Annotated in this window: 12 protein-coding genes; 5 read left to right on the top strand and 7 right to left on the bottom strand. The window is 65.8% G+C overall.

Translation table 11 applies throughout. The features are described 5' to 3' along the window. Nucleotides 1–394: 394 nt before the first annotated feature. The 3 genes from ACIBG0_RS12215 to ACIBG0_RS12225 form a co-directional block, all read right to left on the bottom strand. Nucleotides 395–1,681 (bottom strand): cytochrome P450, encoded by a 1,287-nt coding sequence (locus ACIBG0_RS12215; protein ID WP_397031810.1) that lies wholly within the window; start codon nucleotides 1,679–1,681, stop codon nucleotides 395–397. A 241-nt stretch (nucleotides 1,682–1,922) separates the two neighbouring features. Beyond that, nucleotides 1,923–3,095, bottom strand: coding sequence for an aminoglycoside phosphotransferase family protein (locus tag ACIBG0_RS12220; protein WP_397031812.1), 1,173 nt, complete (start codon nucleotides 3,093–3,095; stop codon nucleotides 1,923–1,925). Nucleotides 3,096–3,306: 211 nt separating this feature from the next. After that, nucleotides 3,307–4,836, bottom strand: coding sequence for an aldehyde dehydrogenase family protein (locus ACIBG0_RS12225; protein ID WP_397031813.1), 1,530 nt, complete (start codon nucleotides 4,834–4,836; stop codon nucleotides 3,307–3,309). A gap of 109 nt (nucleotides 4,837–4,945) precedes the next feature. On the opposite strand from ACIBG0_RS12225, the gene ACIBG0_RS12230 reads away from it, so the two are divergent. From ACIBG0_RS12230 to ACIBG0_RS12240, 3 genes are all read left to right on the top strand, one after another. Continuing rightward, complete coding sequence (locus tag ACIBG0_RS12230) at nucleotides 4,946–5,398, top strand: Lrp/AsnC family transcriptional regulator (protein WP_040686931.1); 453 nt, start codon at nucleotides 4,946–4,948, stop codon at nucleotides 5,396–5,398. 64 nt (nucleotides 5,399–5,462) lie between these two features. Then, on the top strand, nucleotides 5,463–6,812 hold the full coding sequence (lat, locus tag ACIBG0_RS12235; protein ID WP_397031815.1) for an L-lysine 6-transaminase: 1,350 nt from the start codon (nucleotides 5,463–5,465) through the stop codon (nucleotides 6,810–6,812). Nucleotides 6,813–7,024: 212 nt separating this feature from the next. Further along, the gene (locus tag ACIBG0_RS12240; protein ID WP_397031817.1) at nucleotides 7,025–8,188 is read left to right on the top strand and encodes a hypothetical protein; all 1,164 of its coding nucleotides are present in this window, start codon (nucleotides 7,025–7,027) and stop codon (nucleotides 8,186–8,188) included. Between the two features lie 13 nt (nucleotides 8,189–8,201). Here the strand turns inward: ACIBG0_RS12240 and ACIBG0_RS12245 are convergent, their stop codons facing one another. Next, the gene (locus ACIBG0_RS12245) at nucleotides 8,202–8,540 is read right to left on the bottom strand and encodes a hypothetical protein (protein ID WP_397031819.1); all 339 of its coding nucleotides are present in this window, start codon (nucleotides 8,538–8,540) and stop codon (nucleotides 8,202–8,204) included. Further along, the gene (locus ACIBG0_RS12250; RefSeq protein ID WP_397031821.1) at nucleotides 8,540–8,956 is read right to left on the bottom strand and encodes a DUF1707 domain-containing protein; all 417 of its coding nucleotides are present in this window, start codon (nucleotides 8,954–8,956) and stop codon (nucleotides 8,540–8,542) included. Before ACIBG0_RS12250 ends, ACIBG0_RS12245 begins: the two co-directional genes overlap by 1 nt. Nucleotides 8,957–9,150: 194 nt before the next feature. Here ACIBG0_RS12250 and ACIBG0_RS12255 point away from each other — a divergent pair, with 194 nt between their 5' ends. After that, entirely contained in the window at nucleotides 9,151–10,890 is a 1,740-nt protein-coding gene (locus ACIBG0_RS12255) for a serine/threonine-protein kinase (RefSeq protein ID WP_397031822.1), read from the top strand. A 31-nt stretch (nucleotides 10,891–10,921) separates the two neighbouring features. Here ACIBG0_RS12255 and ACIBG0_RS12260 read toward each other — a convergent pair whose 3' ends face one another. After that, nucleotides 10,922–11,083 (bottom strand): hypothetical protein, encoded by a 162-nt coding sequence (locus tag ACIBG0_RS12260; protein WP_397031824.1) that lies wholly within the window; start codon nucleotides 11,081–11,083, stop codon nucleotides 10,922–10,924. On the opposite strand from ACIBG0_RS12260, the gene ACIBG0_RS12265 reads away from it, so the two are divergent. Then, nucleotides 11,082–13,223, top strand: a complete 2,142-nt coding sequence (locus tag ACIBG0_RS12265; protein WP_397031826.1) for a protein kinase — start codon at nucleotides 11,082–11,084, stop codon at nucleotides 13,221–13,223. The genes ACIBG0_RS12260 and ACIBG0_RS12265 overlap by 2 nt on opposite strands. Here the strand turns inward: ACIBG0_RS12265 and ACIBG0_RS12270 are convergent. Beyond that, the gene (locus ACIBG0_RS12270) at nucleotides 13,176–14,144 is read right to left on the bottom strand and encodes a patatin family protein (protein ID WP_397031828.1); all 969 of its coding nucleotides are present in this window, start codon (nucleotides 14,142–14,144) and stop codon (nucleotides 13,176–13,178) included. The two genes, ACIBG0_RS12265 and ACIBG0_RS12270, sit on opposite strands and share 48 nt — an antisense overlap. Between the last annotated feature and the right edge of the window lie 66 nt (nucleotides 14,145–14,210).

Here is a 14,210-nt window from a genome sequence, read left to right on the forward strand (position 1 = left end):
ACGCCTTGTGCGGCAGACGAAGGAGTCGTGGCGCGTCATCGGCGGGTTACCGACTGCTGGCACGCCTTGTGCGGCAGACGAAGGAGCTGTGGCGCGTCACCGGCGGGTTACCGACTGCTGGCACGCCTTGTGCGGCAGACGAAGGAGTCGTGGCGCGCCACCAGCGGGCTACCGACTGCCGACACCCTTGTATGGCAGACGAAGGAGCCGTGGCGTGCCACCAGCGGGCTACCGACTGCCGGGATCCCTTGTACGGCTGAAAGCTCGGGTGCGGTACTTACTCCGAAAGCCCGGGTGCGGTACTTACAGAGTCGGCGCCGCGGTGGCAGGAGGTCGGATAGTCACGCTCCATCTGTCCGGCAGACCACCCCTACTGAATTCGGATTGCGCCCCTTCAGCGTTGGCGGGTGCTAGCGAGGGGCTGTCCCAGGTATTTCAGTGGGGCGGTGGGTGGGAAGATGACCGGCAATTCGGTCAGTGCTCGATGGAAGGGCCCCGGTCGCCAGTTGGGTGTCTGATTCGGCAGGTCGAGTTCGATCTCCGGCAGTGCGTCGAGAAGTTGGTCGATGGCCTCCTGCGCGATCAGGTAGGCCAGCGGACGTGCCGGGCAGGCGTGTGGACCAAGGCCCCAGGCAAGGTGGGAGCGGTTGCCGGTCAGGTCACCGGTGCGGATCGCGGGGTCGTTGTTGCAGGCGGCCATGCTGATGACGACGGGCTGGTGTGCGGGCAGCCACACGTCGTCGATGAGGATCGGGTGGCGGGGGTAGGTGATCAGCAGGTTCGCCAGTGGCGGGTCGTTGAACAAGACCTCGTCGAGGGCATCGCGGGAGGACAGGTTGCCGCCGAGGAAGCTTTCGCCGAAGCGCTCGTCGGTGAGGATCAGCAGCAAGGTGTTCGCGATCAGGTTCAGCTCGAATTCGATCCCGGTGCCGTAGACCTGTGATACGTGGTGCGAGGCCTCGACGTCGTCCAGCTGGGCGGGGTGCTGGAGCAGCACCGAGGTGATGTCGCGTTGGGGCTCGGCGCGTTTGAGTGCCACGAGGCTCATCAGCGCCTCCCCGAGCATTTGATTGCCCTTCTCGGCGTCGACACCTTCGAGCAGTGCGGCCGTACCGGCGGCGACCTGTCCACCGATCTCGGACGGGCAGCCCAGCAGGTAGTTCACCACTTCGAACACCAGCGGGAACACGTACTGGCGGATCAGGTCGGCGGACCCGTCCTCGCAGAAGGAGTTGATCAGCGGGATTGCGAGCCGCTCCACGACAGCGTGCAGGGCGTACAGGTCGATCTCGTCGATGCTGGCGGTGATCGCCCCTCGGTAGCGGGTGAAGTCGGCCCCGGTGCTGCGACTGGCCATGGGTCGCCACTCCAGGAGCGGAAGAATCGGGCAGTCCGCGGGAATGTTCTGCTGCCAGGCCCGTGGGTCGGCAGGGAAGTGTTCGGGATCATTGAGGATCCGCACCGCGGTGCCGTAGCCGATCACCAAGGTGGCCGGTACGCCGGGTGCCAGCTCGACCGGCACCAAAGATCCGTAACGCCTGCGCATTTCGTGATAGGCGCGATGTGGATCCGCCGCGAACTCGGGGGAGTACATGGGCACCCCCGAGCCGTCGGAATCGGTCGGCGAGCCATGGACGACTGGGCACGACTGTGCCGGAGCCTGGGATTGCGGCGAACTCAAGGGCAAACTCCAAACGGATTCGTATGCACTACTTGACTACTGAACTACTGCTCCCGCGCCCAGACGCCGCACTGCGGCGAGTTACCGGGTCTGCGCTGGAGCCGGTCGATGGTATAGCGCCAGTGGACGGCAATCATCAACGCGCACGAAAATGGCCTCCGCAGCGAGCGTTTCGGTACGGTACGCGGCCGGTCCTGCGCCCGGCCGCGACGCCACGTGATCGGGTAGAGGCAACTCGGTGTCAGACGCCGAGAACGTGCAGCGAATCGTGATCGTCGATCGCGGTGGTGATGCGCTTCAAAAGCGTCGAACAGGTCTCCACAGGCTGCATCTGGGGTTGATAGGCCGCCCTGCCGATGGTGAATGCCCAGGCCGCGTAAGCGAACATGGACTGCTGCCGGTAGGCCAGCCATGCGTCATCGAAGGATGGTGCCTGGCCGCCGAGGGTTCCGAGTTCGTCCAGGTAGGCTGCCAACAGTTCCCGGTCCCAGGCACGCCGGTCCTCGGGCTCGCATCCCGAGTTGACGGTATAGGCGAAGTCGTGCGCCCAGCCTCCCCGCATCACGACCTGCCAGTCGACGAATCCCATTCGCCCGGTGTCGGTTCGGTATGTCTGTCCGATGTGCGGGTCGCCGTGCAACAGGGTCTGGGGCAGCTCGTTCGTCGCCTTGTCGATCGCCCGCTCGACACCGGCCCACAGTCGTTCGCTCTGGCCGTGCAGAACCTCGGGTACCGCCTCCGCGGCCCGGCGCAGACCGACCTCGCAACGCTTTTTCATGTCGATGGCGGCAAGGTATGCCCGGAGTGCCTCGGTAGTGGTCTTGAGGTCCGTGATCGACGGGTGGTTCCAGAAGGTGCGGTGGAGCCTGGCGAGATTGCGCACCAGGTCTTCGATCTGGTCACGGGCGATCGGGGTGGTCGGCTCGATGAACTGCGCACCACGGGTGGAGACGATGTCTTCCATCAGGGCGATCGATCGCCAGGACGCCGAATCGGCTGCGCCCCAGTAGCCGAACGGAGCCTCGATGTCGGCCCGGGGGCGAAAATCCCTGAAGAACCGGGTTTCGCCGTCGATCATCTGCCCGCCACCGAGCAGGATGCGTTGCGAGAAGGCCGTCGTGGTCTTCGCGAAGAGATCTGTCGGCAAGCTCGCCTGCTTGCCCGCCTCGTTGTACTCGATGCGAATCGCGACACGAGTGGATGTTCCGCGGCTGCCGTTCAAGGTTTCGAACGACAGCACCTCGGCATCGGGGACATCGCGGCACAGGACGGCGGTCAGCCACTGCGGGGTCAGCGTCTCACCGGACACCGGGACGTCCTCGAGGTCACGGGCTTTCGGCCGAAATAGCTTCTCACCGAGAATGTGAGCGCCGACCGTGACAGACCGTCCGAGCAACCAGAGCTTGTGGTTCATTCGCTTGCCTCGATTCCGGAGTACGACATGACCGCCCGAGCAGCTGGATCGCCAGCGCACGGGTCCGCAGGACAGTAACCCACATCCTCGAAATGGCTGTAGTGCAATGTTATTGCCGCATGGCGCTGAAGCCGGTACGAGCTGACAAGGGGGCGAACCGATGTCCCAGGTGTTCGGGCCGCACTCCCCGAAACCCGCTACCCGAACGGGCTCAACCGAATTGGATTCCCTGGGCCAGTGGCAGCTGATCGGAGTAGTTGACGGTGTTGGTCGCCCGCCGCATGTATGCCTTCCACGAGTCCGACCCGGATTCCCGTCCGCCGCCGGTGTGCTTCTCGCCGCCGAACGCGCCGCCGATTTCCGCACCGGAGGTGCCGATATTGACATTGGCGATACCGCAGTCGGAGCCGTCGGCGGCGAGGAAGCGTTCGGCTTCGCGCTGGTCAGCGGTGAAGACGGCAGAGGAAAGGCCTTGCGGCACACCGTTGTGCAGTTCGATGGCGGTGTCGAAGTTATGGTAGGTCAGCACGTAGAGAATCGGTGCGAAGGTTTCCTCGCGAACCACGGCGGTCTGGGCGGGCATGCGCACGATCGCCGGACGAACATAGAAGGCGTTGTCGCCGAACCCGTCGACTCGCTCACCGCCGCAGACCAATTCGCCGCCATCGCCGAGCGCGCGATCGATCGCCGCACGCATTCCTTCGTAGGCGCTGGCGTTGATCAGCGGGCCGACGAGCACACCCTCGTCGAGTGGATTACCGACGCGCAGTTGGCGATAGGCGCTGGCAACGCGATCCAGCAGCGGCCCGACGACGTCGGCGTGCACAATCAACCGACGCAAGGTGGTACAGCGCTGTCCGGCCGTACCCGCCGCCGCGAAGACGATTCCGCGCGCCGCCAGCTCCAAATCCGCTGTTGGCGTGACGATGGCGCCGTTATTTCCACCCAACTCCAGCAAGCAACGCCCGAACCGGGCGGCCACCCGCGGCGCCACCATCCTGCCCATCCGCACCGACCCGGTCGCGCTCACCAGCGCCACGCGCTCGTCGTCGACCAGCCGGGACCCGACCTCCGCACCACCTTGAATCAACTGGTGCACTTCGGGATCCGCGCCGACATCGGCCGCCGCGCGGCGCAGCAGCGTATGGCAAGCCAGCGCCGTCAGGGGTGTCGTCTCCGACGGCTTCCACACCACTGTGTCACCGCAGACCAGCGCGACCGCGGTATTCCACGCCCACACCGCGACCGGGAAGTTGAACGCCGAGATCACCCCGATCACGCCGAGCGGATGCCAGGTCTCCATCAGCCGATGTCCTGGCCGCTCCGAGGGCATGGTCTTGCCGTAGAGCTGGCGCGACAGCCCGATCGCGAACTCGCAGATATCGATCATTTCCTGTACCTCGCCGAGGGCCTCGGCGCCGATCTTTCCTGCCTCGAGGGTGACCAGTTCGCCGAGTTCGACCTTGTGCACGGTGAGCAGTTCGGCCAGTCGCCGCACCACCCCGGCCCGCACCGGCGCGGGAACGGTGCGCCAGCCGCGGAAGGCCGCCGCCGCCCTCCCGATTGCCGCATCCGCGTCGTCGAGGGAATCGGCGGGCAGCGTCATCAGCATGCCACCGGTGATCGGCGTCCGCGCCGACAGTTCGCCAGCGACCGGTGTCTGCGCACCGAGTGTGTGGAGTAGTCCCGCCGCCCGGGCAGCCAGGTCCTTGGTCAGATGATCTTCGAGCATGTCTGTCATCGGTTGCTCCGCTTTAGCTTTGGGTCGGGGAACAATATCGGATGGGTACGGTGAGTTAACGAGCAAAAGTTTTCGCCACGAGTCGCGTCCGCTGGGTTAGCCTTCGCTGATGGCGGATACACCGGCAAGACCCGTACTCGATGACATCGATCGCCTGCTGATTCGTGAACTGATGGCCGATGGTCGCGCCACCTTGTCGAATCTGGCCGAAAAGGCGAGCTTATCGGTCTCGGCTGTGCAATCGCGGGTCCGCAGACTAGAGGCGCGCGGGGTGATCCGTGGCTACACCGCACATGTCGATCCCGAGGCGCTCGGGCAACTGTTGTCGGCATTCGTCGCCATCACTCCTCTCGACCCTTCGCAACCCGATGACGCGCCTGCCGTGCTGCAACATATCCCGGGTATCGAGGCATGCCACTCGGTGGCCGGTGACGAGAGTTACGTGTTGCTGGTGCGGGTGGCCTCTCCTCGGCACCTCGAGCAGTTGCTGCAGGAGATCAGGGCGACCGCCAACGTGCGAACCCGAAGCACCATCATCTTGCAGACATTCTACGACAGGTAGCCTACGGCCGTAATTCGTCCGTTATTTCGTAGAATTTTCGTAAAGATTTTCGTACCCTACTGATGTGACCATCGAACTGGAGCGCACCCGCGCGGGGAGTGGCACTGCACCGGTCACCCCCGCCTCCCGGGTACACGAGATCCTGTCGGCGCACATCCTCGCCGACGGATTCGACCTGGTGCTGGATCTACGGAAATCCCGTGGCTGCCTGATCGTCGATGAACGCGACGGCAGCACCTACCTCGATATGTTCGGCTTCTTCGCCTCCAATGCCCTCGGCATGAACCATCCCGCCCTGGCCGAGGACGAGGAATTCCGGGCGGAACTGAGCGTCGCGGCGCTCAACAAGCCGAGCAACTCCGATATCTACACCGTCGAAATGGCCCGCTTCGTCGACACTTTCGTGCGGGTGCTGGGCGATCCCCGCCTGCCGCACCTGTTTTTCATCGACGGCGGCGGACTAGCGGTGGAGAACGCACTCAAGGTCGCGTTCGACTGGAAGAGCAGACATAACGAATCCCACGGGCGCGCAGCCGAACTCGGTACCAAGGTGCTACACCTGACCGGAGCCTTCCACGGCCGCACCGGCTATACCATGTCGCTGACCAACACCGATCCGGTGAAGACGGCACGCTTCCCCAAATTCGATTGGCCGCGCATCGACGCGCCGTTCCTGGCCAACGGCGTCGACATCGCCGCCGCCGAGGCACGCGCACTCGACCAGGCCCAGCGCGCCTTCGCCGAAAATCCGCACGACATAGCATGTTTCATTGCCGAACCGATCCAGGGCGAGGGCGGCGACCGGCATATGCGCCCGGAATTCCTGCAGGCCGTGCGGCGGCTCTGTCACGACAACGATGCACTGTTCATCCTCGACGAGGTACAGACCGGCGTCGGCATGACCGGAACCACTTGGGCCTACCAACAACTCGGGCTCGAACCCGATATCGTCGTGTTCGGCAAGAAGACCCAGGTCTGCGGCATCATGGCGGGCGGGCGCGTGGACGAGGTGCCCGATAACGTTTTCGTGGTCAGCTCTCGGCTCAATTCCACCTGGGGCGGCAATCTCACCGATATGGTGCGGACCCGGCGCATCCTCGAGGTGTTCGAGCGCGATGACCTGATCGAGCGGTCACGGCCGCTCGGCGCGCATCTGCTGCGGCGTCTCGAGCAGCTCGCGGCAGACCATCCGCGGGTCACCGAACCCCGCGGCCGCGGGCTGATGTGCGCCATCACGCTGGCCTCGGCCGAACTGCGGGACGAGGTGCTGACCGCGCTGCGCGAACGCGAGCATGTGCTGATCCTCGGCACCGGTGAGCGCGGCATTCGGTTCCGGCCGCCGCTCACCGTTACCGAGGCGGAACTCGATGCCGCGGTCGACGCACTCGAACGGGTACTCAGCGACGCCGGATAGTTATCCGCCCGCAATCGGAAATTCGGCTGTCCGAGTAGGTATCTCCGGATGGTTCGGGCAATCGGTGACGTCCGGGCGGGGATTGCGGTGGAATCTCGGCGCCAGCGCCTAGGCTTCGCATACATGTCATCTCGTCTTCACCACCTCCTGGCACGGTGCAGCGCGTGAACCGACAGCGCAATCGACGAAGCTGCGCACCCTTGCTCGCCTCCTTGACCGTTCTCGTAACGGTCGCGGGGTGCGCCCCGAGCGAGGCCGGATCGGTGGGGGTGACGACGGCGCCACCCACCACCGTCGCCGCCCCGACCAGCGCGGCACCGCCGCATCCGGAGAATCTGCTACCCGGTATGCCGCCGCCGTTGTCGCCGACCGACGTCTACGCCGCGAACCGGGAGTTGAGTCCGGCGGTGTCCGATCAGCGGCCCCTGGTCTACGTGCCGAACAGCGAATCGCATTCGGTTTCGGTGATAGACCCGGCAACCTTTCGGGTGATCGACAGTTTCCCGGCGGGTGGTCGGGAACCCCAGCATGTGGTCCCGTCCTATGACATGCAGACGCTCTATGTCACCAATGATCTGCCGATCGGTGGGGGCACATTGCTGCCGATCGATCCGCGCACCGGCAAACCCGGCGAGCCCTTCCCGGTGCGCGACCCCTACAACATGTACTTCACACCGGATGGTCGATACGCGCTCGTCGTCGCCGAGGCGGATAAGTCGCTGGACTTCTACGATCCGCGCACCTGGCAGAAGGTGCACGCGCTCCCGGTGCCCGATTGCGCGGGCGTCGACCATATGGACTTCACCGCCGACGGTCGCTTTGCCCTGGCCAGCTGCGAATTCATCGGCCGCATGCTGGTTTTCGATGTGGCCGAGCGCAAGGTGGTCAAGATGATCGACCTGCCGGGTGGGCGTGCCGGCAAGCCGCAGGACGTCAAACTCTCCCCGGACGGGCATACGTTCTTCATCGCCGATATGGTCGCCGACGGTATCTACTCTATCGACGCATCGACGTGGGAGAACACGGGTTTCGTGCCGACTGGTAAAGGTGCGCATGGTCTGTACGTCACCCGCGACTCCAAACAGATGCTCATCACCAACCGGCACGAGGGCAGCATCTCCGTCTGGGATTTCGCCGCGAACAAGTTGGTGCACAAGTGGTTCATCCCGGGCGGCGGCAGTCCGGACATGGGCAATCTGTCCGCGGACGGGCGGGTGTTCTGGGTATCGGGGCGACACCACGGTGAGGTGTACGCGATCGATATCGAGAACTGGAACCTGTTGGCGCGGATACCGGTTGGGCGTGGGGCGCACGGACTCACCATCTGGCCGCAGCCGGGCCGTTACTCCACGGGACACACGGGTGTGATGCGCTGAGTTGGCTTCCGGCTCAGGGGAGTCGGAGGCCGAGACCGCCTTCTACGAAGCGACGGACCGCGGTGGTGCCGGTTTCGAGGGCGGGCTCGTAACCGGGGCGAGCCCAGCCGGTGAGTTCGGCGGTGTTGTCAGGGCCGGGCGTCACGACGATCTCGGCGACCAGTTCAGCGGTGGTGGGTTCGCAGACGGCCCAGGAGAAGTGGGATTCGTCATCCCACTGCTCGGTGCGGCGGGTGATGTAGTTCGGATCCGTGATACCGCCGGCGGCGAGGGCGGGGCGGTCATCGATGCGGTCGTCGGCGCGCAGCGCGCGCAGATACCAGGTGCCCGCATTGATTTCGACGGGTTCCATCAGTCCTCGAGCTCCCTGCGGCGGCGACGACGGTCGCGTGGATGCCGACGTTGGTGCTCGTGCCGACCGCCGAACAGCAGTGCACCCGAGAGCGGAATGGCCAGGAACCAGAGCCAGCTGCCGGTGACGAAGAAGAGGATGACGGCAAGGATCGGGATCACCGCCATCACCCGCTCCGGCCATTCGTCGAGAAACCCGGAGTCGCGCTTGGCGGGCGCCGCGACGACGGGAGCGGATTCGGGCAGGTCGACGAAGACTTTGTCCAGGTCGGCGCGGGTCAGCGCCGCCGCGACCACGGCACTGCGCTCATCGAACTCCGCCACACTGAGCCGCCCGGCGGCGAAATGATCGGACAGGCGCTGCATCGCTTGCTCACGCTCCGCGGTGCCGATGCGAATCTCGGGCAGGTCACTCATAACAGCAAGGCTAGCGGCTTTCCCCGAATGTTCTCGTGCTGCCGCATCGACCCCGAGCTGATCGAATTCCGCGACGCTGAGCGGCCTGGTTGCGTCATGATCGCCCTGCCGCCGGATCTGATTCACGGATTCTGTGATGGCGGTGTGGATTTGGGGTAGCTAAAAGACGAACGGAAGGTAGTAGGAGGTTCGACATGGGTAAAACGTGGTTCGGCCACTACCGCCTCGATCGGTTGCTCGGCAGTGGTGGGACCGGGCAGGTCTGGCTGGCGCGGGACACCGTCGCCGACCGTACCGTCGCCCTGAAGGTGCTGGCCTGCTCGCACGCCGCCGATCCGACCTGCCGACTGCGGTTCACCAGGGAGGCCCGCCTGGCGGCCCAGGCCCCCGGACCGCACCGCGTTCCGATCCACGACTTCGGCGAACTCGACGGCCGCCTCTATATCGATATGGAGTTCATCGAAGGCACCGATGTCAGCGCTTTGCTGCGGGAATCCGGGCCGCTGGATCCAGCACGTGCCGTGGCGATCATCGCGCAGACCGCGATGGCGCTCGATGCCATGCACCGGGTCGGCCTGGTGCACCGTGACGTCAAACCGTCCAACATCATGGTGGGCCCGACCGGGTTCGTCCATCTGATCGACTTCGGCATCGCACATCGCATCGACCAACCCGCGATCACGGCCCACGGCAATGTGGTCGGCACCCTTGCGTATATGGCGCCGGAACGCTTCGACGGCATCGCCGACGCGCGCGCGGACCAATACTCGCTGGGCTGCGTCCTGTACGAATGCCTCACCGGCCAAAGACCTTTCGGCAATGTCGACTCCCCGCAGCAACTGCGCGCCCACCTACTGACCGCCCCACCGAGCGCCGCCACCCTGAACCCCGCCGTCCCCGCATCCCTCGACACCGTCATCACCCGCGCCATGGCCAAGGACCCCAACCAACGCTATTCCAGCGCAGGCGAATTCGCCGCCACCGCCTATACCGCAGTCACCGGCCGCGAGGCTTCGACCGTCGAGATCGCCGCGGCAACCGAGCCGACGAACTATGGCGCACTCGAGCCATCGCGCCCGGCAGAGTCGCTCGGTGTAGGTGCCGCGGGATTCGCCACCGAGTCTGCGGGCGGGCCGATGCGACCCAGCCCAGCGGAGCCGATGCAGGTGTCGGCGCGGGTCGGTGGGGCACTGGGTGCAGGGAAACAAGGCGCTGGGTTCGTGCCCGAGGTGACGTGGGTCGCCGGGGGTGTGGGCGGGGCGATGCAGGGCGGGGAGGCTGCTGGTGGGGGAATGCGTGACGGCGGTGCTGTGCGTGATTCGATGTGGGGCGGCGGGAACGGGGGCCGGTCGATGCAGGGTGATGCGGCTGAGCGGACGCGGGATGTCGGGACTTCGGGTGCGGCGACCTGGGTTGGCGGGGATCTGGGGGAGCCGGGGCGAGATGATGAGTTGTGGGGGGAGCGCGGAGTGGGGGCGGGGTATGCGGCTGTTGCTATTGCGGCGTTGGTGGGTGTGATCGGCTTGGGGTTGTGGTTGGGGCGGCCGGGGGGTGAAACGAGTTCTGCGGCACCGTCATCGGCCCGGAGTACGCCGACTCTTCCTGGATCGCTTGCGCCGACCGAATCGGCGCAGCAGGCGTCGCCGAATGTGGTGATTCCGAGGGTTGGGCAGCTGTGCAATCCGAATGTCGACGGTATTGCCACTGCTGTGGACGGCACACCGCTCGCATGTCGAACGGTGGATGCCGGTATCGCGAATTGGGTTCCCACAGAGCGCTTCGGCGGGATACCCGACGGGCAGCAGTCGGAACCTACGGTCGTCGGCAATGGAAACCCGCATGTGAACAACTCCGCCAACGGCGACTCGGGCAACGATAAGCCGAACAAGGACAAGCCCGGACATGGTGGCGGTCGCGCCAAGCCCGGCAAGTAAGCGTCGCCTCAGCATATGGGGCAGTCGGATGTCACTGGTTGAGTAGGAATACGTAGGGGAGCTCACACTGTTCGAGAGCGGGTGGCCGGGCTAGGGTCGGGATAGGTTCGGGCGATGCGGTTTCGATCGGGTTGCCGCCCCACACCGCAATGGCGCGGCCACCTGCCTCGTCCCAGCGATGGAGGTCAGTCATGGGGGAACAGTTCGGCAAGTACCGGCTCGACCGTTTGCTCGGGCGGGGCGGTATGGGGGCGGTATGGCTGGCGCATGACAGTGAAACCGCGCGCACGGTCGCGCTCAAGGTGTTGGCGGAGCATGTGGCCGCCGACGCGGATTATCGAAAGCGGTTCCAGCGGGAGGCTCGGCTCGGCTCGGCTCTGCGCCATCCGCACATCGTGCCGATTCACGGGTTCGGGGAGCTCGACGGCCGGCTGTACATCGATATGGACTACATCGATGGCATCGACCTGGCCGAAATGCTGACCAGGGTCGGTACTTTGACCCCCACCGCGGCCGTCGACTTCGTGACGCAGGCAGCATCGGGTCTGGACGCGGCGCATCGAGCCGGGCTGATCCACCGTGACGTCAAACCGTCGAACATCCTGGTCGGCACCGGTGGGCACGCGTATCTCATCGATTTCGGTATCGCACAGAGCCTGGGCCAGACGGCCGTCACCGCCACCGGCATGGCCATCGGCAGCTGGGCCTATATGGCGCCGGAACGCTTCAACGGCACCGTCGACGCCCGCTCCGACGTCTACTCCCTGGCCTGCGTCCTCTACGAATGCCTCACCGGTCGCCGCCCCTACGGCGACACCGACCCGGCCCGCCAGATGCACGGCCACCTGATGACCGACCCGCCACGCGTATCAACCATGAACCCCGCGGTCCCACAGGAACTGGACGCAGTAATCGCACGCGGCATGGCCAAAGACCAGACCCAGCGCTACCCCACCGCCCGCGAATTCGCCGCCGCCGCATACGCGGCCACCGCATTCGCGCGCCTCCCACACGCCGCACCGCAATCATCGCCGCCCTCGCCCACACCCTCTACCCCGAAGTCGCCCACTTCATCGGCTCAGCCGCCGCTCCAGGATGTATCGCACTCCCACACGTCGCAGTCGGCTTCGTCGAGGCCGCTGCTCCCGGATGCGCGGGAGCCGCACGCGCCGTTACCCCCGCCGCGACGGCCGGTAGCGGATGTGCCGCCGAAACCGACGCGAGTGGAGACGCTCCCGCCGCTGGCGCGGACGACTCCACCGCAGTCTTCGGTCTCGGACGTGCGGCAGTCGCACGCGGCTGCATCGCAGCCTTCGCTTCAGGATGCGCCGCAGTCGCACGCGCCGTTACCCCCGCCGCGACGGCCGGTAGCGGATGTGCCGCCGACACGAGTGGAACCACGCACCCCGATGCAGTCAGAGCCCCCCTCGGGAGAATCGCCAGCGCCACTGGTCAAGTCGTCGAAGCCGCTCGATCCCACCAAGGTTCTACCCGAGCCCGGCCCCACACCCACACTCGTGGCAACGCGATTAGCGCCTCCACCAGCGGGATATGCCGCACCGCAACAGCATTCACCCTGGTCGCCGAATCGACCTGCGGTCCAGCAGGCATCGCTCGTCCGCCCCGTGAAACGAGTTGCGCCACAACGCAAGCGGGCACCATGGCGCGCTCCGGTCGCCCCCCGCTGGACGGTCTCACAACGCCGCCCATGGATCGCATCGCCCCCGCGCGGAGTCCGACGTCGGCACCGTAAGTCCTTCCTGTCCAGGCTTATCGGCGCACTCGTCGTCATATTCCTGACCCCGTTCATGCTGGCGGCGGGCTGTGCAGCGCTGATCGCATTCGGCAATACCGGCAGTGGCGGCGGCACGCGCACGGCCGATCCGTCGGTCGCGGTGCGCGATGGCGATACCGCGCAATCGGCCGAGCCGCCGGCGCCGGTATCCGCTGGGCTGAACAGCCCGGTGCGCGATGGCAAATTCGAATTCGTGGTCACCTCGGTGGATTCCGGTGTCCCGCGGATCGGCTTGCAGAATGCGAGCGGTTCCTATTCCGTGGTCACAGTCGAGGTCCGCAATATTTCCGACGAGGCGAAGTGGTTCCTGCCCGTCGGCCAACGTCTTGTGGACACCCAGGGCCGCCAAGTCGACCACAATGCGATCGCGACCATGTGGCAGACCACCCAGCGACGCTACGGCTATTCGTTCGAACTCCAGCCCGGCCAATCGGCCACCACCCAACTGGTCTTCGATGTCGCGCGGGAGGCCAGCCCGAGTCGACTCGAACTACACGACTTCATGCTCTCCAACGGCGCCACCGTCGAGCTGAACTGAAGCCGCCAAGGACGCGTGCACGGCTTGCCGCCCGATCGTCAATGCCTCGGCGAGTAGGGCGGTATCGCGCGCGGCGCTGTCCACATCCGGCGCGCCGATGGGCGGGTGGATCTGTAGAGCCGCGTCTGCGAGGCCCGCGAGGAAGCGGTCCTCGATGGTCTGCTGATGCGGCCGCTGCAGCCAGGCGCGGTACGCCCCTGGTGCCCGGACGCGCAGATAGCTGCCCCCGACGAACTGGTGCAATCGTGGCGCGGGCGGGCGTTTTTCATCGGTGCGTCGTGTTCGCAGCACCAAGGCGTGGGTCGCACCGTCGCGCACCGCGGTGCGGATCGGCACCGTTTCGGACAACCCGCCGTCGAGATATTCGGCACCGCCCAGCGGCACCGGCGGACCCGCGAGAATAGGCAGCCCCGCTGAGGCCCGCAGCGCGGTCATCAGTGTGGGTTTGTCGACGATGTGGCGGCGCAGATCGACCGCGCGCCCGGTTCGGGTATCGGTACCGATCGGATGAAAGGTGGTGGTATTGGCCAGAATCGCCGGAAAATCCATCGGCTCGATGCCGTCGTACACCTGGTTCACCAGGTAGTCCAGATCGAAGGCTGGCCGTCCTCGCAGCAGCCGGGCCGGATCGACCGCGCGTCGCATGATCACCGGATCGGTCCAGGACCGCATGCCCGACAGCGCCCGCCCGCACAGGAACCACGCACCGTTGATCGCGCCTGCCGACGTGCCATACACGGCATCGAAGATCGAGGCGAGCCCGAGTTCCTCCAGCGCCTGCACCATCCCGCTGGAGTAGACACCGCGACTGCCGCCACCCTCGATGACCAGGGCGAGGCGATATCCGTCGGCGCGGCTGGCTGATTCACGGCGGCCGCGGATGACCTCCGCGACGGTGGGCACGACGGCAGAGCTGGTCATCGGACCACGATACGACAGAGCGGGCGCGGACGTCGGTGTCCAGCGCCCGCTCCGAAATGGTCTTCG

This window comes from Nocardia sp. NPDC050630 (assembly GCF_044457245.1).
Taxonomy (GTDB): domain Bacteria; phylum Actinomycetota; class Actinomycetes; order Mycobacteriales; family Mycobacteriaceae; genus Nocardia.

What these genes read in the sequence shown, in the direction of transcription:
- ACIBG0_RS12225 (WP_397031813.1), bottom strand. Translation starts at nt 4,836, where the DNA reads ATGACAGACATGCTCGAAGATCATCTGACCAAGGACCTGGCTGCCCGG.
- ACIBG0_RS12255 (WP_397031822.1), top strand. Translation starts at nt 9,151, where the DNA reads ATGGGTAAAACGTGGTTCGGCCACTACCGCCTCGATCGGTTGCTCGGC.
- ACIBG0_RS12230 (WP_040686931.1), top strand. Translation starts at nt 4,946, where the DNA reads ATGGCGGATACACCGGCAAGACCCGTACTCGATGACATCGATCGCCTG.
- ACIBG0_RS12265 (WP_397031826.1), top strand. Translation starts at nt 11,082, where the DNA reads ATGGGGGAACAGTTCGGCAAGTACCGGCTCGACCGTTTGCTCGGGCGG.
- ACIBG0_RS12250 (WP_397031821.1), bottom strand. Translation starts at nt 8,956, where the DNA reads ATGAGTGACCTGCCCGAGATTCGCATCGGCACCGCGGAGCGTGAGCAA.
- ACIBG0_RS12245 (WP_397031819.1), bottom strand. Translation starts at nt 8,540, where the DNA reads ATGGAACCCGTCGAAATCAATGCGGGCACCTGGTATCTGCGCGCGCTG.
- ACIBG0_RS12220 (WP_397031812.1), bottom strand. Translation starts at nt 3,095, where the DNA reads ATGAACCACAAGCTCTGGTTGCTCGGACGGTCTGTCACGGTCGGCGCT.
- ACIBG0_RS12270 (WP_397031828.1), bottom strand. Translation starts at nt 14,144, where the DNA reads ATGACCAGCTCTGCCGTCGTGCCCACCGTCGCGGAGGTCATCCGCGGC.
- ACIBG0_RS12260 (WP_397031824.1), bottom strand. Translation starts at nt 11,083, where the DNA reads ATGACTGACCTCCATCGCTGGGACGAGGCAGGTGGCCGCGCCATTGCG.